The sequence below is a fragment of the Pseudomonas sp. AC239 genome (genome assembly GCF_979258545.1).
This window is the reverse complement of the sequence record NZ_OZ409864.1, coordinates 3,095,667-3,115,633: the sequence shown is the minus strand read 5'-3', so window position 1 is coordinate 3,115,633 and position 19,967 is coordinate 3,095,667. Positions and strand designations below refer to the sequence as shown.

The 19,967-nt window shown below is 59.6% G+C and carries 22 protein-coding genes; 5 read left to right on the top strand and 17 right to left on the bottom strand.

Annotation, left to right across the window (positions count from 1 at the left end):
• Positions 1 to 220: 220 nt before the first annotated feature.
• From ACZ0AZ_RS14010 to ffh, 12 genes are all read right to left on the bottom strand, one after another.
• Positions 221 to 502: a DUF3509 domain-containing protein gene (locus tag ACZ0AZ_RS14010; protein WP_016771530.1), complete on the bottom strand. Its 282-nt coding sequence runs from the start codon at positions 500 to 502 to the stop codon at positions 221 to 223.
• 162 nt (positions 503 to 664) lie between these two features.
• On the bottom strand, positions 665 to 1,072 hold the full coding sequence (locus tag ACZ0AZ_RS14005) for a response regulator (protein ID WP_039759102.1): 408 nt from the start codon (positions 1,070 to 1,072) through the stop codon (positions 665 to 667).
• Between the two features lie 117 nt (positions 1,073 to 1,189).
• The gene (locus ACZ0AZ_RS14000) at positions 1,190 to 2,563 is read right to left on the bottom strand and encodes a transporter substrate-binding domain-containing protein (protein WP_039759104.1); all 1,374 of its coding nucleotides are present in this window, start codon (positions 2,561 to 2,563) and stop codon (positions 1,190 to 1,192) included.
• Positions 2,564 to 2,683: 120 nt separating this feature from the next.
• Positions 2,684 to 4,093, bottom strand: coding sequence for a threonine synthase (gene thrC / locus ACZ0AZ_RS13995; RefSeq protein WP_129999848.1), 1,410 nt, complete (start codon positions 4,091 to 4,093; stop codon positions 2,684 to 2,686).
• Positions 4,094 to 4,197: 104 nt separating this feature from the next.
• Positions 4,198 to 5,502, bottom strand: a complete 1,305-nt coding sequence (locus ACZ0AZ_RS13990) for a homoserine dehydrogenase (RefSeq protein ID WP_024011722.1) — start codon at positions 5,500 to 5,502, stop codon at positions 4,198 to 4,200.
• Between the two features lie 131 nt (positions 5,503 to 5,633).
• Positions 5,634 to 6,365 (bottom strand): bifunctional protein-disulfide isomerase/oxidoreductase DsbC, encoded by a 732-nt coding sequence (dsbC, locus tag ACZ0AZ_RS13985; protein WP_129999849.1) that lies wholly within the window; start codon positions 6,363 to 6,365, stop codon positions 5,634 to 5,636.
• Positions 6,366 to 6,730: 365 nt separating this feature from the next.
• Positions 6,731 to 7,627 (bottom strand): site-specific tyrosine recombinase XerD, encoded by an 897-nt coding sequence (gene xerD, locus ACZ0AZ_RS13980; RefSeq protein ID WP_463537567.1) that lies wholly within the window; start codon positions 7,625 to 7,627, stop codon positions 6,731 to 6,733.
• A gap of 187 nt (positions 7,628 to 7,814) precedes the next feature.
• On the bottom strand, positions 7,815 to 8,165 hold the full coding sequence (rplS, locus tag ACZ0AZ_RS13975; RefSeq protein WP_003175895.1) for a 50S ribosomal protein L19: 351 nt from the start codon (positions 8,163 to 8,165) through the stop codon (positions 7,815 to 7,817).
• A gap of 45 nt (positions 8,166 to 8,210) precedes the next feature.
• Positions 8,211 to 8,963: a tRNA (guanosine(37)-N1)-methyltransferase TrmD gene (trmD, locus tag ACZ0AZ_RS13970; protein WP_038860625.1), complete on the bottom strand. Its 753-nt coding sequence runs from the start codon at positions 8,961 to 8,963 to the stop codon at positions 8,211 to 8,213.
• A gap of 2 nt (positions 8,964 to 8,965) precedes the next feature.
• Positions 8,966 to 9,502 carry a ribosome maturation factor RimM gene (rimM, locus tag ACZ0AZ_RS13965; protein WP_016771538.1) on the bottom strand — a complete coding sequence of 179 codons (537 nt, stop codon included), beginning with the start codon at positions 9,500 to 9,502 and terminating at the stop codon, positions 8,966 to 8,968.
• Between the two features lie 5 nt (positions 9,503 to 9,507).
• Positions 9,508 to 9,759 carry a 30S ribosomal protein S16 gene (gene rpsP / locus ACZ0AZ_RS13960; protein ID WP_003185073.1) on the bottom strand — a complete coding sequence of 84 codons (252 nt, stop codon included), beginning with the start codon at positions 9,757 to 9,759 and terminating at the stop codon, positions 9,508 to 9,510.
• 249 nt (positions 9,760 to 10,008) lie between these two features.
• Positions 10,009 to 11,385: a signal recognition particle protein gene (gene ffh, locus ACZ0AZ_RS13955; RefSeq protein ID WP_007967791.1), complete on the bottom strand. Its 1,377-nt coding sequence runs from the start codon at positions 11,383 to 11,385 to the stop codon at positions 10,009 to 10,011.
• A gap of 210 nt (positions 11,386 to 11,595) precedes the next feature.
• Here ffh and ACZ0AZ_RS13950 point away from each other — a divergent pair, with 210 nt between their 5' ends.
• The 3 genes from ACZ0AZ_RS13950 to ACZ0AZ_RS13940 all read left to right on the top strand — a co-directional run bounded on the left by ACZ0AZ_RS13950 (position 11,596) and on the right by ACZ0AZ_RS13940 (position 15,261).
• Positions 11,596 to 12,408, top strand: coding sequence for a cytochrome C assembly family protein (locus tag ACZ0AZ_RS13950; protein WP_016771539.1), 813 nt, complete (start codon positions 11,596 to 11,598; stop codon positions 12,406 to 12,408).
• A 12-nt stretch (positions 12,409 to 12,420) separates the two neighbouring features.
• Positions 12,421 to 13,662, top strand: coding sequence for a CNNM domain-containing protein (locus ACZ0AZ_RS13945; RefSeq protein ID WP_463537566.1), 1,242 nt, complete (start codon positions 12,421 to 12,423; stop codon positions 13,660 to 13,662).
• 282 nt (positions 13,663 to 13,944) lie between these two features.
• Positions 13,945 to 15,261, top strand: a complete 1,317-nt coding sequence (locus tag ACZ0AZ_RS13940; protein WP_016771542.1) for an MFS transporter — start codon at positions 13,945 to 13,947, stop codon at positions 15,259 to 15,261.
• A 118-nt stretch (positions 15,262 to 15,379) separates the two neighbouring features.
• On the opposite strand, the gene purT is transcribed toward ACZ0AZ_RS13940, so the two are convergent.
• The 5 genes from purT to ACZ0AZ_RS13915 all read right to left on the bottom strand — a co-directional run bounded on the left by purT (position 15,380) and on the right by ACZ0AZ_RS13915 (position 18,659).
• Complete coding sequence (gene purT / locus ACZ0AZ_RS13935) at positions 15,380 to 16,561, bottom strand: formate-dependent phosphoribosylglycinamide formyltransferase (protein WP_024011715.1); 1,182 nt, start codon at positions 16,559 to 16,561, stop codon at positions 15,380 to 15,382.
• A 100-nt stretch (positions 16,562 to 16,661) separates the two neighbouring features.
• Positions 16,662 to 17,129, bottom strand: a complete 468-nt coding sequence (locus tag ACZ0AZ_RS13930; RefSeq protein ID WP_016771544.1) for a VUT family protein — start codon at positions 17,127 to 17,129, stop codon at positions 16,662 to 16,664.
• Positions 17,130 to 17,283: 154 nt separating this feature from the next.
• The gene (locus ACZ0AZ_RS13925) at positions 17,284 to 17,499 is read right to left on the bottom strand and encodes a DUF1289 domain-containing protein (protein WP_039759143.1); all 216 of its coding nucleotides are present in this window, start codon (positions 17,497 to 17,499) and stop codon (positions 17,284 to 17,286) included.
• Entirely contained in the window at positions 17,496 to 18,020 is a 525-nt protein-coding gene (locus ACZ0AZ_RS13920) for a gamma carbonic anhydrase family protein (protein WP_039759144.1), read from the bottom strand. Before ACZ0AZ_RS13920 ends, ACZ0AZ_RS13925 begins: the two co-directional genes overlap by 4 nt.
• 39 nt (positions 18,021 to 18,059) lie before the next feature.
• Entirely contained in the window at positions 18,060 to 18,659 is a 600-nt protein-coding gene (locus tag ACZ0AZ_RS13915; protein ID WP_016771547.1) for a CoA pyrophosphatase, read from the bottom strand.
• Between the two features lie 147 nt (positions 18,660 to 18,806).
• Here ACZ0AZ_RS13915 and ACZ0AZ_RS13910 point away from each other — a divergent pair, with 147 nt between their 5' ends.
• On the top strand, positions 18,807 to 19,358 hold the full coding sequence (locus ACZ0AZ_RS13910; protein WP_039759148.1) for an NUDIX hydrolase: 552 nt from the start codon (positions 18,807 to 18,809) through the stop codon (positions 19,356 to 19,358).
• Positions 19,359 to 19,434: 76 nt separating this feature from the next.
• On the top strand, positions 19,435 to 19,950 hold the full coding sequence (locus ACZ0AZ_RS13905) for a L,D-transpeptidase family protein (RefSeq protein ID WP_024011712.1): 516 nt from the start codon (positions 19,435 to 19,437) through the stop codon (positions 19,948 to 19,950).
• Positions 19,951 to 19,967: the final 17 nt, after the last annotated feature.

Here is a 19,967-nt window from a genome sequence, read left to right as displayed (position 1 = left end):
ACCGCCGGGCGCTTCGGTTTTTCGAGCAACAAGCCGCGCACTGCGCAAACGCCGGGCAAAAGAAACCCCGAGAAGTGGGGAGACGACTCGGGGTTAAACGGGGTCTGCTTCGAGACCCGTAGCAGCAAGCGACAAGCACCGGAGCACAATGCTTGATCCTGCTGTTATGGGGTCTGACTGACAGGGATGCAGGAAGGTTCCCACAAAAAATATTTCATCTTTACAGGGCCGGACGCTTGTCCAGAGCTGCATTGCGCAACGCCGCAATGACGCAGGGTTCCAGCCGCCCTTCGGCGATCATCACGTCACGGTGCAGGCCGTCCACCACGTCGGTCAGCAAGCGCTTGTCGCTCAACTGGGCCTGATTGAATTCGCGTTCCACCACAATGGCGCCGCTGCTGTTCTTCAGCGTCACCAGACATTCACCATGGCTGCCGCGAGGGGTCAGCGTCACCTGATACGGGCTCAGAGCCTCACCGAGCAATAGACTGATACTTTCCATCTCGATCTCCACTCAATAGTCCGAAAACACAGTGCCTGGGGCGTGTTCACATTAAATGACCACCGGCCCGAGAAGAAAGTTCTGCCTGTCGCGCCCCAATCTCATGGGCCTGCGTCTGACAGAGCATGCACGGCGAAGATGACAGAAAAATAACCGCCGGTTTCAGACCTCGACGAGTTCCTGTGGTGTGATCAGATAGCTGTCCAGCAGCCCCCTCATCAACACTGCCGAGACCGGCGTCTGCAGACGCCCCAGCAGACGCAGACGTTGCTGGCGGAGCACCGGTTCCAGATCACTCAACAGGCTCTGCGCGACAGACCCCAGCAGAATCAGCGCGCGCGCCTCATGGTGGGCGGCCAAATGGTGAATCAGGGCCAGGCCATCGCCACCCTTGAGTTGCGGATCGCAAATGGCAATATCTACCGCACCGCGGTGCCCCAGAGAACACAAGGCTGACGAAAGCGAAGGCGCGGTCAAGACGTCGTAGATGCCGATGGCATTGAGCATTTGATGCAATGCCATCAGTTGGAACGGGTTGGGTTCAAGAATCAGAACTTTAAGCGAGCGCATGGGCGACCTCTGGAGCGATCATCGCGGACTCTCACCGCAGTTGTCGTTCACTCTAGGGCAGGCGTCTTAAGCCTCCCATCAGAAAAGTAGTCGCGTCTTGCAGGACATTTCCCTTCTTTATTGCAGACATCGGCAGCCGCTCTCGGTCCGGCGCTGGGTGATGTCGGTCCAGCCGCCCAACAAGCCGCGCAACTTGCCGTCGCCGCTGTAAAAAGGCACGGTCCACTGATAGACCTCTCGAGGTCCGCCATTGAATAGCAACTGGCGCTTGCTGAAGCGCGATTTGCGGGTCTGCAGCTGCGCGATGAATTCGTCGTGCAGCATCCGCGCGGTGGCTTCGGGAAATGCGTCAACCTCGATCAGCAAACGCCCCTGCATCTGATCCAGGCGCACCGACAGCGCTTCTTCGTAACTGCGGTTGCAGATGATCAGACGCCCCTGCAAATCGCGTACGAATACAGGGTCTGGCATGGAATCGATCAGAGCATGCTGAAAGGCCAGTTGATCACCCAGCTCCTTTTCCGCTTCACAGCGCAACTTGATCACCGCCGCCAGGCGTCTGTTCCATACCAACGACAATATTCCGAACACACCGATCACCCCCATCGCCCAGCATGCCCACTCGACCAGCCGCTCCCAGAGGGACGGCACCGGTGGCGGCGAGATGCCTTCGAGCCATTTGAGACGGATCGCCCGCAACTCGGCAGCCGGGAAAGCTTCCAGCGCCTTGTTGAGAATACTCAGCAGCTGCGGCATGCCTTTTCGCACAGCCAGATGATCGGCTTCCCACTTGCCTTCTACCAGTCCGCCGACCTTGAGCATGCCCAACGGATAAAGCTGCGCGCCGATTTCGTTTTCGATGGTCGCATAGGCTTCACCGCTTTCCACCAACGCTCGCGCTTCGGCGTAGGTCTTCACCGAACGGATTTGAATCGACGGGTAATCGCGCCGAATCACGTCCTCCAGGGCATGGCGGGCGGGTAACACCACAACGCGCTTGGCCAGCTGTTCGAAAGACTCCACCCTTGGGGTGTTGGCATGTCCGACAAAAACCCAGCCTGCCCCTCCAAAAGCATGACTGAAATCCAGAAACGCCTTGCGATCATCACTCATGGCCAATGTCGTACTGATGTCCGCGACCCCGCTTTGCAGACGTTCAAGCATATGATCGGTGGAGAACGACTCCTGATGCTCGAATTGCAGGCCCGTCATTGCACTGACGCGCTTGAGCACATCGTTGTTCAGGCCGCTCCATTGGCCGTGTTCGTCCTGAAACAGGTACAGCGGATATTGCACCGATGCCACCGTCACTCTGGGGTTGTCGCGGATCCACTGCCGCTCTTGCGCATCCAGCTCGACAGCCGCCACGTTGACCGCCGCATTGGCCTGATCGAGTGCCATCTGCGCCGCCACGCCGCTGTGCATCCATCCCAGCACCGCCAACAAAAACAACCAGCCCAGTGCCGGTTTCAAACCTCTGTAAAACAGCATTGCCATTTCCTTCGTGATCGACTCACCCGTCCTTCGTGGGTGAAAACCCGAGCAGTGTGGCAGCAGAAACAAAAAAGCCCGTCAGGAGACGGGCTTCAAAATGTGACAGCTTTTACTGGCTTAGAGTGGCTTGCCGCGGTTGCCGTGCTGACTGACAAAGGCTTGCACGGCTTTCAGGTCGTTTGGCAGCACGGTGCAGCGCTCGTTTCGCTCAAACAAATCAGAAAGATGTGCAGGTAGTTCGAGCGCTTTTCCTACACCCGCTTTCTCCACTGCCTCGGGAAACTTGACCGGATGGGCAGTGCCCAGAATCACCATCGGAATGTCCAGACTGCGACGGCACTCGCGCGCAGCCTTCACGCCGATGGCAGTGTGCGGATCAAGGACTTCACCGCTCTGCTCGTAGACGTCGGCGATGGTTTCGCAGGTCTGCGCATCGTCCACCGCCAGCGAGTCGAACAGCTTGCGCGCTTCGGTCCAGCGCTCTTGTTCCACGCTGAAGCTGCCATCCTTTTTGAACGAGTCCATCAAACCGGCAATCGCCGCACCGTTGCGACCGTGCAGGTCGAACAGCAGACGCTCGAAGTTCGACGAGACCATGATGTCCATCGACGGCGACAGCGTTGCGTGCAGGGTTTCCTTGACGTACTGATTGCCGCTCATGAAGCGGTGCAGGATGTCGTTGCGATTGGTCGCCACGATCAACTGGTTGATCGGCAGGCCCATGTTGCGCGCCAGGTAACCGGCGAAGATGTCGCCGAAGTTGCCGGTCGGCACCGAGAACGACACCGAGCGCGCCGGACCGCCCAACTGCAGCGCGGCATGGAAGTAGTAAACGATCTGGGCCATGATCCGCGCCCAATTGATAGAGTTCACCGCCACCAGACGCGTGCCTTTGAGGAAGCTCTGATCGGCAAAGCTGTTCTTGACCATTTCCTGGCAGTCGTCGAAGTTGCCTTCGATGGCGATGTTGTGGATGTTCTCGCCGAAGATCGTCGTCATTTGCCGACGCTGTACTTCCGACACACGCTGGTGCGGGTGAAGGATGAAGATGTCGACGTTTTCGCAATGCTTGCAGCCTTCGATGGCCGCCGAACCGGTATCACCGGAGGTGGCACCGACAATCACCACGCGCTCGCCGCGCTTTTCCAGCACGTAATCGAGCAGGCGACCGAGCAGTTGCAGGGCGAAGTCCTTGAACGCCAGGGTCGGGCCGTGGAACAGCTCAAGCACCCATTCATTACCGTTCAACTGACGCAGTGGCGCCACGGCGCTGTGGGCGAACACACCGTAGGTTTCTTCGAGAATCTTCTTGAAATCGGCATCCGGAATGCAGCCGGTGACAAACGGGCGCATCACCCGGAACGCCAGTTCGTGATAAGGCAGACCAGCCCAGGAAGCGATCTCTTCCTGAGTGAAACGTGGCAGATTTTCCGGGACGTACAGACCGCCGTCGGTCGCCAGACCAGCCAGCAGGACCTCTTCGAAATTAAGGGCCGGGGCCTGGCCGCGAGTACTGATATAACGCATAGGGGCAAACCTTTGGTTTGAGCTGCAAGCCTCAAGCTGCAAGCTGCAAGTCAAAGCCGAACCGCTTCGTCTTGCCGCTTGTAACTTGCCGCTTGCCGCTGCTTTTAGTTCAAATGTTCGACACGGATCCGTACAACCGGGCCATCGACGCCAGCCAGTGCTTCCAGCGCGGTGATCGCATCGTTGATACGCTGCTCGACCACGCGGTGGGTCAGCAGGATCATCGGCACGAGGCCGTCATGCTCTTCGACTTCCTTCTGCATGATCGATTCGATATTGATGCCGCGCTCCGACAGGATGCTCGCCACCTGAGCCAGTACGCCCGGATGATCCTTGGCGTGAATGCGCAGGTAGTAAGCGCTTTCGCAGGCTTCGATCGGCAGGATCGGATGCGCCGACAGCGAGTCCGGCTGGAAGGCCAGGTGCGGCACACGGTTTTCCGGGTCGGAAGTCATCGCGCGAACCACGTCGACCAGATCGGCGATCACCGAGGAAGCGGTCGGCTCCATGCCAGCGCCGGCACCATAGAACAGCGTCGAACCGGCGGCGTCGCCGTTGACCATCACTGCGTTCATCACGCCGTTGACGTTGGCGATCAGGCGATCGGCCGGAATCAGCGTCGGGTGCACGCGCAACTCGATGCCGGCGTCAGTGCTGCGCGCCACACCGAGGTGCTTGATGCGATAGCCCAGCGCTTCGGCGTAGTTGACGTCGGCAGTGGTCAGTTTGGTGATGCCCTCGGTGTAAGCCTTGTCGAATTGCAGCGGAATGCCGAAGGCAATCGACGCCAGAATGGTCAGCTTGTGTGCGGCATCGATACCTTCAACGTCGAAGGTCGGATCGGCTTCGGCATAACCCAGCGCCTGCGCTTCGGCGAGCACGTCTTCGAACGTACGGCCCTTCTCACGCATTTCGGTGAGGATGAAGTTGCCGGTGCCGTTGATGATGCCCGCCACCCAGTTGATGCGGTTGGCGGACAGGCCTTCGCGGATCGCCTTGATCACCGGAATGCCACCGGCCACCGCTGCTTCGAACGCCACGATCACGCCTTTCTCGCGTGCCTTGGCGAAAATCTCATTACCGTGAACGGCTATCAGGGCCTTGTTCGCGGTGACCACATGCTTGCCATTCTCGATGGCCTTGAGTACCAGCTCGCGGGCAACGGTGTAGCCGCCCATCAGCTCTATGACGATGTCGATCTCAGGGTTCGTGGCCACTTCGAAGACATCGTTGGTAATCGCAATACCGGTCGTCTGGAACTGAGGCTTTGGCGTGCGCGTGGCAATTTGTGCCACTTCGATTCCACGCCCGGCACGACGAGCAATTTCCTCGGCGTTGCGCTGAAGTACGTTGAAGGTACCGCCACCGACGGTCCCTAACCCACAGATGCCTACTTTGACCGGATTCACTGTGAACTCCCCATGAAACGGCCGACACAGGGTCGGCCGGAAAACAACCGCGTGCTCGCGGCTCTCTGTTGATGGCCCGGCGCTGTTGCCGCCGGACCACGATCGTCAACGGTTGCCCGTGACGATGCGAATTACTTCGCGCCCAGCGCCAGTTTGGCGACTTGTGGCGCAGGCTGGTAGCCCGGAATGACCTGGCCGTCGGCCAAAACGATGGCCGGTGTACCGTTCACGCCGATCGACTGACCGAGGGCGAATTGCTTGGAAACCGGGTTCTCGCACTTGGCGGCTTTGATTTCCTTGCCATCGACCATTTTGTCCATGGCAGCTTTCTTGTCCTTGGAGCACCACACCGCTTGCAGCTGTTCGTCACCCGGGGAATTCAGGCCCTGGCGCGGGAACGCCACGTAGCGCACTTCGATGCCGCGCTTGTTCAGCTCGGGCACTTCAGCGTGCAGTTTGTGGCAGTACGGGCAGGTGGTGTCGGTGAACACGGTGATGTGCGATTTGGTCTCGCCCACGGCCGGGTAGACCACGGTTTCGGCCACCGGGATGGCATTGATCAGTTTGGAAATGCCCAGGCGTTCGGTCTTTTCGGTCAGGTTGACCGGTTTGCCATTCGCGAGCTGATACAGGTTGCCCTGCACGATGTACTGGCCATCGGCGCTGGCGTACAGCACGCGGCTGCCTTTGAGTTTGACTTCGTACATGCCAGGCAGCGGGCTGGCACTAATGCTTTCGACCGGAACCTCCAGTTCGAGTTTTTCCAGGCTTTGACGAATGGCTTTGTCGGCCGCGTCATCGGCGACGGCAAAGGTGCTTACCAACGCAATGGCGGCGGCAGCGAAAATCTGGGTCAGACGCATGAGTACTCCTGAGGGCGGGCGTATGGAACGATCAGAACGCCCGTGCGAAACACCGGGTCATAACCGTCCATCGTGCAAACCGGCAAAGCCTAACACATAAGGCCGCGAGGGCCGAATGCGCCTGTCGCCACACACTCATGTGCAACTGACACATCTTCATGCTTGTACAACTGACCCACAACCACATGTGGCTGACACACATTATTGTGGCGAGGGGATTTATCCCCGATGTTTTGCGAAGCAGCCCTAAACCATCCACCGCGATCTTTCAGTCAAATCGAGCCAGCCGGGTTTGCGACTGCTGCGCAGCCGAACGGGGATAAATCCCCTCGGCACAGGTCAGTGTTTCAACATTATGGGATGTGTCAGCCGCGTGGGTGGTGTTTGGCATGCAAGTCCTGCAAGCGGGCGCGGGCGACATGGGTATAGATCTGCGTCGTAGACAGGTCGCTGTGCCCGAGCAACATCTGCACCACGCGCAGGTCCGCGCCGTGGTTGAGCAGGTGCGTAGCGAACGCGTGGCGCAAGGTGTGCGGCGACAGCGACTTGCTGATCCCGGCGACCCTGGCCTGGTGTTTGATGCGATGCCAGAACGTCTGCCGGGTCATCTGCTCGCCGCGCTGGCTGGGAAACAGCACATCGCTGGGGCGGCCACCGAGCAATTCGCTACGACCATCGCGCATATAACGCTCGACCCAGACAATCGCCTCCTCGCCCATCGGTACCAGTCGTTCCTTGCTGCCCTTGCCCATCACCCGCAGGACACCCTGGCGCAGGTTGACCTGCTCCAGCGTCAGGCTGATGAGTTCGGTCACGCGCAGGCCACAGGCATACAGGACTTCCAGCATCGCGCGGTCACGCTGGCCGATGGCGTCACTCAGATCCGGCGCCTTGAGCAGCGCTTCGACATCGGCTTCCGACAGCGACTTGGGCAACGGCCGACCCAGTTGCGGCATGTCGACGCGCAACGTCGGGTCGACGCTGATCAGTTTTTCCCGCAACAGATAGCGATAAAAGCCACGCACCCCGGAGAGAAATCTCGCGGTGGAGCGCGGCTTGTAGTTTTGCTCCAGGCGCCACGCCAGATGATCGAGGATCAATTCGCGGCCGGCATTGATCAGCTCGAGATTTTTCTCCTGCAACCAGCCGTTGAACAGCGCGAGGTCGCTGCGATAGGCGTCGCGAGTATTATCGGAGAGACCTTTTTCCAGCCACAAAGCGTCGAGAAATTGATCAATCAGCGGGTGGTCGATAGCAGACATGGATGCTCAGGGCAGGGCTTTTTCGCGCTGCGTGCAATTGGACAGAAAAGGGGCGTCAGTCTTTCATAGCCGGCCAGATCAAGAAACAGGCAGCTCCAATGAACGAGGCATTTAAGATGGATCCGGTAAATCGCAGGCAACAAAAAAGCAGCCCGTAGGCTGCTTTTTTCTGCATCGGAAGCTGGGCTTAAGCCAGTTTTTCCTTGATGCGTGCTGCTTTACCCGACAGGTCGCGCAGGTAGTACAGCTTGGCTTTACGTACGTCACCGCGACGTTTAACAGCCATGCTGTCGATCTGCGGGGAGTAGGTCTGGAAAGTACGTTCTACGCCAACACCGTTGGAGATTTTACGAACGGTGAACGCACTGTTCACGCCGCGGTTACGCTTGGCGATTACAACGCCTTCGAACGCTTGCAGACGGGAACGATCGCCTTCCTTCACTTTCACCTGAACGACAATAGTGTCGCCTGGGGCGAAGGTAGGGATTTCTTTGGTCATCTGCTCTGCTTCGAGTGCAAGGATGATTTTGTTGGTCATGCTGTGCTCCTAAGGTAAATCGTTCGATCTACCATCGATACGTTGTTAACTATCGTCCCGCTCGCGGATGTATTCCTCGAGCAGCTTCTTCTCTTCTCCAGAAAGCGAGCGGCTTTCCAGAAGATCGGCGCGTCGTTCATAGGTCCGACCAAGGGACTGCTGTAAACGCCAACGCCGGATATGCGCGTGATTGCCACTCAGCAACACGTCGGGAACACGCTGATCCGCATACACCTCCGGTCGGGTGTAGTGCGGGCAATCCAGCAGACCATCCGTAAAGGAATCTTCCTCAGCGGAATCCGCATGCCCTAAAGCTCCAGGCAGCAGTCGTGTAACCGCATCGATCAGGACCATGGCCGGCAGCTCGCCGCCAGACAGTACATAGTCGCCAATCGACCACTCTTCATCGACATGAGCCTCAATAAAGCGCTCGTCAATGCCTTCGTAGCGGCCGGCAATCAGGATCAATGCATCCGATTGTGCCAGCTCGCGTACCGCCGACTGAGTCAGTTGACGGCCTTGGGGGGACAGGTAAATCACCTTCGCCGCCTCCCCGGCTGCTGCCTTGGCCTGAGCCAGCGCATCTTCCAGGGGCTTGATCTTCATCACCATGCCCGGACCACCGCCAAACGGGCGATCGTCCACAGTGTGATGCCGATCCGTCGTGTAATCTCGCGGATTCCAACAGGTCAGCTGCAAGAGCCCCTGTTTGACCGCACGACTGGTGATGCCGTAATCGCCAATGGCGGAAAACATCTCGGGAAACAAACTGATCACTTCTACGCGCAAGTTAGCCACGTTCAGAAGTCCGCGTCCCAATCCACCTTCATCTCGCCCGCTTCCAGGTCGACGGCCAACACGCATTGCTCCGTATAGGGCAACAGGCGTTCGCGATCATCCAGGCTGCCAGCGCAAGGCTTGACGACCATTACATCATTGGCGCCGGTTTCCAGAAGATGATCGATTTTCCCGAGCAGTTGCCCAAGGGTGTCGATGACCTTCAGACCTTCCAGCTGGTACCAGTAGTACTCGCCTTCGGTCAATTCAGCGAACAGGTTGCGCGGCACGCAGATCTCATAACCGGCCAGAAGACGAGCTTCTTCACGATCATCGAGACCCTTGAGCTTGGCGACCAGGAACTTGTCGCTCCCGCGCCCACTGACCAGCTCGACCTGTTTGACATTGCCTTCGCGCTTGAGCGTCCAGGTTTTGTACTGCAACAGGTTTTCAGTCGGATCAGTAAAGGAATAAACCTTCACTTCGCCGCGAACGCCATGAACAGAATAAATTTTGCCAATAACGATCAAATCATCGGCAGGGGCTGGCGTCGCGTTCATATTGCTCAGGCCGCAGCCTTGGCAGATTCCTTCAACAACTGAGCAACGCGCTCAGAAGGTTGTGCACCAACGCTCAGCCAGTAGGCAACGCGCTCTTGGTTCACGGACAGACGGATTTCCTGACCACGGGCAACAGGGTTGAAGAAACCAACCTGTTCTTTGTGGGAGCCGTCACGCGGGTTACGCGAGTCGGTTACGGTCAGGTGGTAAAACGGGCGCTTTTTGGAGCCGCCAAGGGCAAGACGGATTGTTAGCATGTGAACATCGTTCCTGTAGTCGGTGCTGCAAATCTAAATGCACAGCGGGCATGGGTGCCCGAAAGGCCGCATATTCTAAGGAATATCCGGACTTTTGCAAATGACTTTTTCCGGCGCCCATGGCATGCCGTGCAGATTTGCATAGAGAGCCGTCGATAAAAACGGCCAGTCAGCTCCCGCCGAGTGCGGGTTTGCTGTTGATCCTGCGTCATTGCAGGGTCTGCGCCGGTGCGACGACCGGCGAAGTCTTTACATTTTCGGCATGCCGCCGCCGGGCAACATACCGCCCATGCCGCGCATCATTTTTGCCATACCGCCCTTGGCGGTGAATTTCTTCATCATCTTCTGCATCTGCTTGTGCTGCTTGATCAAGCGGCCGATGTCCTGCACCTGCGTGCCGGAACCCATGGCGATCCGGCGCTTGCGCGAACCGCTGATCAGCTCAGGGTCGCGGCGCTCGGCCGGGGTCATGGAATTGATGATGGCTTCCATCTGCTTGAACTGCTTCTCTGCGGCGTTCTGGGCATTGCCCATCTGCGACAGGTTGACGCCGCCGATGCTCGGCAGTTTGTCCATGAGCCCGCCGAGGCCGCCCATGTTCTTCATCTGTTGCAGCTGATCGCGGAAGTCTTCGAGGTCGAAGCCCTTGCCTTTCTTCAGCTTCTTGGCCAGTTTGTCGGCTTTGTCCTTGTCCAGCGTCGCTTCAGCTTGTTCGATCAGGCTGAGCACGTCGCCCATGCCGAGGATTCGCGAGGCGATACGCTCAGGGTGGAACGGATCGAGCGCTTCGCTCTTCTCGCCCATACCGATGAACTTGATCGGCTTGCCGGTGATGGCGCGCACCGACAGCGCGGCACCGCCACGGGCGTCGCCGTCGACCTTGGTCAGGATCACACCGGTCAGCGGCAGCGCATCGCCGAAGGCCTTGGCCGTGTTGGCGGCGTCCTGACCGGTCATGGCGTCGACCACGAACAGGGTTTCGACCGGGTTGATCGCGGCGTGCAGCGCCTTGATCTCGCCCATCATCTCTTCGTCGATGTGCAGACGACCGGCGGTATCGACGATGACCACGTCGATGAATTTCAGTTTGGCTTCTTTAATAGCCGCATTGGCGATGTCGACCGGCTTCTGGCTCAGGTCGGACGGGAAGAACGTCACGCCGATGTCGTTGGCCAGGGTTTCCAGCTGCTTGATCGCCGCCGGACGGTAGATGTCCGCCGAGACGACCATGACCGACTTCTTCTTGCGCTCTTTAAGAAAGCGCGCCAGTTTGCCGGCGGTGGTGGTTTTACCCGCGCCCTGCAGACCGGCCATCAGAATCACGGCTGGCGGAACGGCACTCAGGTTGAGGTCTTCGTTGGCCGCGCCCATCAGGCTTTCGAGTTCGGCCTGGACGATCTTCACGAACGCCTGGCCCGGCGTCAGGCTGCGCGACACCTCGGTGCCGACAGCGCGCTCCTTGACCGAATTGACGAAGTCCTTGACCACCGGCAGTGCGACGTCAGCTTCGAGCAACGCCATGCGCACTTCACGCAGGGTGTCTTTGATATTGTCCTCGGTCAGCTTCGCCTTGCCGGTGACATGGCGCAGCGTCTGCGAGAGACGGTCGGTTAAGTTTTCAAACATTGCGCGATCCTTTCAGGCCCTGTACGAACCGGGATAATGGCGGCCCAGACCGGAATCAACATGTGCTCGGCGAGCCTGCGGCGTGGGCAGGTCGCGGATTATAGCGAAGACTGCGGCCGGCGGACACCTCGCCGTCAGCTTGCGGAGTCTTTCGTGCCGTGGCGGTTCTATGCCAAACTCAGCGCCTTTCGGGCTCGCCTAACAGGATTTATGCTCCCCTTGTCACCCAGTTTGCTGACCACCCTCGCCGCCGCCCTGCTCTATGCCGCTGCGACCGTCTATCAAAGCACCCGCCTGGCCACCGGCGCCAAGGCGAACAAGCGCCTGCTGGTCAGCCTCGGCGTGTTCGCCGTGCTCGCCCACGGCGCCAGCCTGCTCACGCATCTGTTGACCCCGATCGGCCTCGGCCTGGACTTCTTCAGCGCCTCGAGCCTGATCGCCGCCGCAGTAATCGCCCTGACCCTGCTCGCCTGTTCACGGATCCCGGTGGAAAACCTGCTGGTGCTGCTGTTCCCGCTGGGCGCGATCACGGTATTGCTGGCGCAGTTCGCGCCGACCGGCACGGTGCAGATCATCGACGAAGAGCCGGGCATCCTCGCCCACATTCTATTGTCGATCCTCGCCTACGGCATGTTCACCATCGCCGTGTTTCAGGCATTGCTGCTGCTGGTTCAGGACCATCAGCTCAAGCACAAGCACCCGTCCGGGCTGATCAAGAACTTCCCGCCCCTGCAAACCATGGAAAGCCTGCTGTTCGGCTTTCTCTGGGCCGGCTGGACGCTGCTGTCGCTGTCGCTGATTTCCGGCTGGCTGTTCGTCGAGAACCTGTTTGCTCAGCATCTGGTGCACAAGACCTTGCTGGCCTGTCTGGCATGGATCGTCTTCAGCGTGCTGTTGTGGGGCCGCAACCGTCTGGGCTGGCGCGGCCACAAGGCGATTCGCTGGACCCTCGCCGGTTTCTGCCTGCTGATGCTGGCGTACTTCGGCAGCAAACTGGTTCGTGAATACATTCTGCACATCTGACGGGCGGCATAAATGGACGGTTTGCCCATAGGGCCGATGCTCGCGGTATTTGTCCTGCTGATTTTATGGTCAGGGCTGTTTACCGCCGTCGAAATCGCGCAGCAGCACCTGCTTGCGCAACGTATCGCCTCGCGCGCCAGCGATAAACCGCTGGCGAAGCTGAGCTTCCCGGTCGACAGCCTGATCCTCTGCAACACCCTGTGTCGCGCTCTCGCGGTGATCATCGCGACGCTGCTGGCGATTTTTCTCTGCGAAGAAAACGGCCCATGGGCGGCGTGCCTGGGCGCCGCTGGCATCCTGTTGGTGTTCGCCGATTATTTCCCGCGCACCGTGGCTCGGCGCTATCCGGATGCCGTGCTGGCGTTCGGCAATGCCCTGCTGACCGTGCCGATGAAAATCGTCTACCCGTTCGCGTGGCTGTTCAGCCGGGTCAGCGCTTTGTTGATGACCCCGTTCACGCGCAAGGCTCAGGTGGTGCAACAGAGCGAGGACGAGTTGCCGGCCGATCATGATGAGGATCACGACCATCCGGTCCGCACCCACCCGGTGTCGGGCATTCATGCGCTGGACAACATCACGGTCAACGACATTCTGGTGCCGCGCAGTGACGTCGACGGCATTAACCTCGACGATTCGATCGAAGAGATCATCGAGCAACTGCGCGAGAACAAGCGCACGCGTCTGCCGGTGTTTCACAGCGACATCAATCAGGTCGAAGCGGTGCTCAACACCCGTCAGATCGGTCATTTGCTCAGCAACGGTGGATTAACCCGCGAGGCACTGCTGGCCGCCAGCTACGAGCCCTACTTCGTCCCGGAAAGCACGCCGCTGCAACTGCAGCTGTTGAACTTCCACAAGCAGCAACGCCGCCTCGGCATGGTAGTGGACGAGTACGGTGAAGTGCTGGGCATCGTCACCCTTGAAGACATTCTCGAAGAGATCGTCGGCGAATTCGAAAGCGAGCACAGCCTCGACAACCCGCACATCCATCCCCAGGCCGACGGGCGTATGGTGATTGATGGCGCCGCGTCGATCCGCGACCTGAACAAGTGCCTGGGCTGGCACCTGCCAAGCGACGGGCCGAAGACGCTCAACGGCCTGGTCACCGAAGCGCTGGAAACTATTCCGGAAAGCGCGGTGTGCCTGAAGATCGGGCGTTATCGACTGGAAATCCTCGAGACCGAGGAGAACCGGGTGAGCAAGGTGCTGATCTGGCATACATCTTCTGCTCCTGCTTTGGTGCCCGCCAGATAAAAGATCAAAAGATCAAAAGATCAAAGATCGCAGCCTTCGGCAGCTCCTACTCTGCGATCTTTTGCGCTTGTTTGATCGTTAGCCCCCTTCCTATAATCGAGGCGCTTACCCAAGCGCCGTCGATCCCTGTGCCTACCCGGCACTGCCCGGATCCGGACTGTTTCCGCTGCAAACCGACGACTGTTCCTACTCGAAACAGCGCTCGCGCCCTACCCCACATCCCTGGGTGTTCGACCATAATAATTCGCTCCACTGGAGCTCATGACTGTCAGGGATCACCGCATGACGACCCATACCGCTTACAGCGAAACCGCGCCTGCCCAGCCGACCAATTCCGCCACCCGCGTGGCCACGGCAAGCTTCATCGGCACCGCCATCGAGTTCTACGACTTCTACGTTTACGCCACTGCTGCGGCGCTGGTGATCGGGCCGGTGTTCTTTCCGCAGACCTCCGGCACGGCGCAGATGCTTTCCGCTTTTCTCACTTTCGGCATTGCCTTCCTCGCCCGACCACTGGGCTCGGCGCTGTTTGGCCACTTCGGCGACCGCATCGGTCGAAAGTCGACGCTGGTCGCCTCGCTGCTGTTGATGGGCGTGTGCACCACCTTGATTGGCGTATTACCTGGCTACGACAGCATTGGTGCCTGGGCGCCGATTCTCCTATGCGTGCTGCGTTTCGGTCAGGGCCTGGGCCTTGGCGGTGAATGGGGCGGCGCGGCGCTGCTGGCCACGGAAAACGCGCCGAAGGGCAAACGCGCGTGGTTCGGCATGTTCCCGCAGCTCGGGCCATCGATTGGTTTTCTTGCCGCCAACGGGCTGTTCCTGACCCTCGCCATGACCCTGGATGACGAACAGTTCCGCAGCTGGGGCTGGCGCATTCCGTTTCTGCTCAGCGCGGCGCTGGTGATGGTCGGCCTGTATGTGCGCCTCAAATTGCATGAAACGCCAGTGTTCGCCAATGCGATCGCCCGTCAGGAGCGGGTCAAAGTGCCGCTGGTCGAGTTGTTCAGCCAATACTGGGCGCCGACCCTGCTCGGTGCGGCGGCGATGGTGGTCTGCTATGCGCTGTTCTATATCTCGACGGTGTTTTCCCTGAGCTATGGCGTATCCACGCTGGGTTACAGCCGCGAAACGTTCCTCGGCCTGCTGTGCTTTGCCGTGTTGTTCATGGCCGCAGCGACGCCATTATCCGCTTGGGCCAGCGACCGTTACGGGCGCAAACCGGTGCTGATCATCGGTGGCGTGCTGGCAATTCTGTCCGGATTTCTCATGGAACCATTGCTGACGCAGGGTTCGACCTGGGGCGTGGCGCTGTTTCTGTGCATCGAGCTGTTTTTGATGGGCGTGACATTCGCACCGATGGGCGCGCTGTTGCCTGAGCTGTTTCCGACGCATGTGCGTTACACCGGCGCTTCGGCGGCGTACAACCTCGGCGGGATCGTCGGAGCCTCGGCGGCGCCGTTCTTTGCGCAGAAACTGGTGGCGATGGGTGGGTTGAGCTATGTCGGCGGGTATGTGTCGGCGGCGGCGGTGTTGAGTCTGATTGCGGTGCTCTGTTTGAAGGAAACGCGCAATAACGATCTGAATCAGGTTGCCTGACAGATCGCTATCGCGGGCAAGCCCGCTCCCACAGGGTTTTGGGATTGGTCACAAATTCTGTGTTCACCCAATCCCATGTGGGAGCGAGCCTGCTCGCGAATAGCTGCCGCGACCCGGTTTACAGCTCGACAACAACCGCCTGCGACGCACGAGTCGCCTTGGCGCGAGCAGCCTCGATCGACTCATCACGCGCCAGCGCCACGCCCATGCGGCGCTGACCGTTCACTTCCGGCTTGCCGAACAGGCGCAGCGCGGTATCCGGCTCGCTCAGCGCAGCACCCAGATTGGCGAACGCAGTCTGGGTCGACTGGCCTTCGACCAGAATCACCGCCGACGCCGATGGACCAAACTGACGAATCAACGGTACCGGCAGGCCAAGAATGGCGCGGGCGTGCAGAGCGAATTGCGACAGGTCCTGGGAAATCAGCGTCACCAGACCGGTGTCATGCGGCCGTGGCGAGACTTCGCTGAACCACACCTGATCGCCCTTGATGAACAGCTCGACGCCGAACAGACCACGGCCACCCAGCGCTTCAGTGACTGCTTTGGCAACGCGTTCGGATTCAGCCAGAGCAATCGGACTCATGGCCTGCGGCTGCCAGGATTCCTGATAGTCGCCTTTCTCCTGACGGTGGCCGACCGGTGCGCAGAACGTGGTGCCGCCAATGTGGCGCACGGTCAGCAGGGTGATTTCGTAGTCAAAGTCGATGAAGCCTTCGATGATCACCCGACCTTTACCGGCGCGACCGCCCTCTTGCGCGTAATCCCAGGCTTTCTGCACGTCGTCGGCGCTGCGCAGCAGGCTCTGGCCCTTGCCCGACGAACTCATCACCGGCTTGACCACGCAAGGGAAACCCAGGTCCTGAACGGCTTTGCTGTAGTCCTCGAAGGTGTCGGCGAAGTGGTACGGCGAGGTCGGCAAGTCCAGCTCTTCGGCAGCCAGACGACGGATGCCTTCGCGGTTCATGGTCAGCTGCGCCGCACGCGCGGTCGGGATCACGGTGAAGCCTTCGGCTTCCAGCTCGACCAGCGTGGCGGTGGCGATGGCTTCGATTTCCGGCACGATGAAGTGCGGCTTCTCGGCTTCGATCACTGCACGCAGAGCAGCGCCGTCGAGCATGTTGATCACGTGGCTGCGATGGGCGACTTGCATGGCCGGCGCGTTGGCGTAGCGGTCGACGGCAATCACTTCAACGCCCAGGCGCTGCAGTTCGATTACCACTTCCTTGCCCAACTCACCACAGCCACACAGCAATACGCGGGTCGCGGTTGGCGACAATGGAGTTCCGATACGGGTCATCTCAGGTCCTCAAAGGAAGCGGATCATCGAGGAAAGCCACGCAAGTGCGCTTTCCATGGGGAGAAAGCGCGGCATTTTACATGAACCCGAGGGTTTGGCTTCAGCTGGCGACAGCCTGTTTGCGATCACGCCAGGCCATGATCAGCCAGACGGCGGTGACACCAGCGAACTTGGAGGCCAGCGCGGTGATGATCACCGGCGGCGTCAAGGCGTCGATCATGCCGAAAAAGATGAAGGTATCCAGCGGAATGCTCAGCGCCGAACTGATCCACAGACGGTCGCGCAACGGCCGCTTGGTGATGCTGAATACCAGCCAGTCGATACATTCGGAGACTGCGAACGCCGTGGCACTGGCCAGTGCGATGGAAGGGTCAGAGGTGATGTAGGAAAGCACCAGTGCCGCCAGCATCGCCACGATCGCGCCATGACCGAAGCGCGTTTGCACCATGTCGCGCAGCACGAACACCAGGCCGCCCCATGCGGACCAGATGATGTCCAGGTGCGGTGCGGTGGAAAAGGCGAAGTTGATCAGCACGACGCTGCTGATGTAGGCGATGAGGAAGATCATGGGGGCGGCCTGTAAATGTGGCGCACAGGTTACTTGAGCGCTGGTATTGCGCCAATAGGTGCGGTGACAGGACCGACGTCTTCGCGAGCAGGCTCGCTCCCACAGTGGAACGCATTTTCAAGGTGGGAGCGAGCCTGCTCGCAAAAGCGGTGGTTCAGACGCCTGACTTCGCGGGAATCATCCAGACCAATCCACTCGCCTTCGCCCGTTCATGACACAACCCCAGCACCACCCGGCGCTCGTCATTGTTCATGCGGCCCCAGCGGGTGATCTCGGCGACTGTGCGCTGGCACCCGGTGCAGACATCATCCTCATCCAGCGCGCAAATATTCACGCACGGCGAGGCGACGGGTCGTTCAACAGTCGTCATTGTTCCTGCTCGACCAGATCGCGGGCGTAACGCTGCGAGTTATGCACATAGTGCGCGGCGCTGGCTTCGAGCATCTTCTTTTGCGCCTCGGTCAGTTCACGTACGACTTTGCCCGGCGAGCCCATCACCAGCGAACCGTCGGGAATTTCCTTGCCTTCGCCGATCAGCGAATTGGCGCCGATGATGCAGTTCTTGCCGATCTTCGCGCCGTTGAGAATCACCGCGTTGATGCCGATCAGGCTGTAATCGCCGACCGTGCAGCCGTGGAGCATCGCGTTGTGGCCGATGGTCACGCCGGTACCGATGGTCAGTGGATAACCCATGTCGGTGTGCATCACCGTACCGTCCTGCACGTTGCTGTTCTTGCCGATGAGGATCAGTTCGTTGTCGCCGCGCAATACGGCGTTGAACCAGACGTTGGCGCCCTCTTCCAGGCGAACCTTGCCCACCAGCACGGCATTGGGCGCGACCCAACTCTGTGGATGGGTTTCGACACGGGCGTCGCCCAGGCTGTATTTCATCTTGTTTTCCTCGGGGCTCACGGCCGTTCGAACGACGGCTCAGGTATCGATAAAGCTTTTCGGCGGTCTGTGCAGGCTGATTTTGGCGTCATAGAGCAGGTTGATCAACTCGACGATCATGATCGCCGTCAGGCCCCAGATCTTGTACTCGCCGAAGCGATAGCTCGGCACGTACCAACTGCGGCCCTGATAGTCGATGCGGTGGGTATGCTCGCGGGGATCTTTGCGGAAGAATTCCAGCGGCACGCTGAAAACGGCGGCGATCTCGGCATCATTGGGCTGGTATTCGACAAAGTCGGGAATCACTCCGACATACGGCGTTACCTTGATGCCGTGCAGGGAGATCAGCGGACTCAGCGGGCCGATGACTTCAACCAGGCCCGGTGGCAGGCCGATCTCTTCCTCGGCTTCGCGCAGCGCGGTGAATATGAGGTCCGGATCTTCCGGGTCGCGGCGCCCTCCGGGGAAGGCAACTTCGCCGCCATGGGTCGAAAGCCCGCTGGCGCGCAGGGTCAGGACCAGTTCCGGTTCGTCACTGCGGGTGATCGGCACCAGCACGGCGGCTTCGGGGAAACGTGCGTCGGTCTCCAGCGTGCGCGGTGTGTGGTTGCTTACCCTATGCAGTAGCTCGTCCAGCATGAGTGTTCTCGATCGGTGCCTTGCTCCGCATCATGCACCAATCAAAGCGAGCGCCCAAGCCCCCGAAACCCGTCGTGTCGCGAAACGACAACTTGCCGACCGGCCCCGCTGCACGCCAAGATAGGCGCAGCATTCAGGAACCCGAGCATGAATTTTTGCAGCCACTGCGGTAACCCGGTCACCCAGCGCATTCCCGAAGGCGACTCGCGGCTGCGATTTGTCTGCGACCGCTGTCAGACTATTCACTATCAAAACCCCAATATCGTCGCCGGTTGCGTGCCGACCTGGGGGACGAAAGTGCTGCTCTGCCGCCGCGCCATCGAGCCGCGCCTCGGTTACTGGACGCTGCCCGCCGGTTTCATGGAAAACGGCGAGACCATCGAACAGGCCGCCATTCGCGAAACTGCCGAAGAAGCCTGCGCGCGGGTGCGCAACCTGAGCATCTACACGCTGATCGACGTGCCGCACATCAGCCAGGTGCATGTGTTCTTCCGCGCCGAACTGGCCGATCTGCAGTACGCGGCCGGTCCGGAAAGCCTTGAGGTGCAGCTGTTCGAAGAAGCCGACATTCCCTGGGACGAGCTGGCTTTCCGCACGGTCGGGCGTACTCTGGAATGCTTCTTCGCCGACCGGCGCAGCGAGGTTTACCCGGTGCGTTCGGAGTCGATTCCGCCATTGGTGCAGCCGGCGATCACTTGAGCTTCACGGCACCCTGCCGATAACCACACCTGCATCTATCACTCTGTGTCTGCGTCATTCTTGGGGAATTGTTTCAATGCGCTGGTTGCTTGCCCTGTTGTGCCTGTCGTTCGTCAGCGTTTCGCAAGCGTCATTCGTGACCACCGTGACGCCGTCCAATACTCCACTGATCGAAAAAGTCCTGGTACTCAAATCAGCCCATCAACTGCAGCTGATTGCCGACGGCAAGCCGCTGAAGACCTATCGCATTTCCTTGGGCAAGGGCGCGAAGAAAGGCCCGAAACTGATCGAGGGCGACAAACGCACACCCGAAGGTTTCTATTGGATCGACTGGCGCAAGACCAGCGACAAATTCAACCTGTCGATGCATATCTCCTACCCGAACATCAGTGATGCCGCCCGCGCTCGCCGTGAAGGTGTCGAGCCTGGCGGTATGATCATGATCCACGGTACCCCGGACTCGGCAGACAACCCGGAGCAGTTGTTCCACACCCTCGACTGGACCGATGGCTGCATCGCCATGCGCAACGTCGACATGCGTGAAGTGTGGAACCTGGTGCCGGACGGCACAATGATCGAGATTCGTCCTTAATCCCTGACCACTGGTCA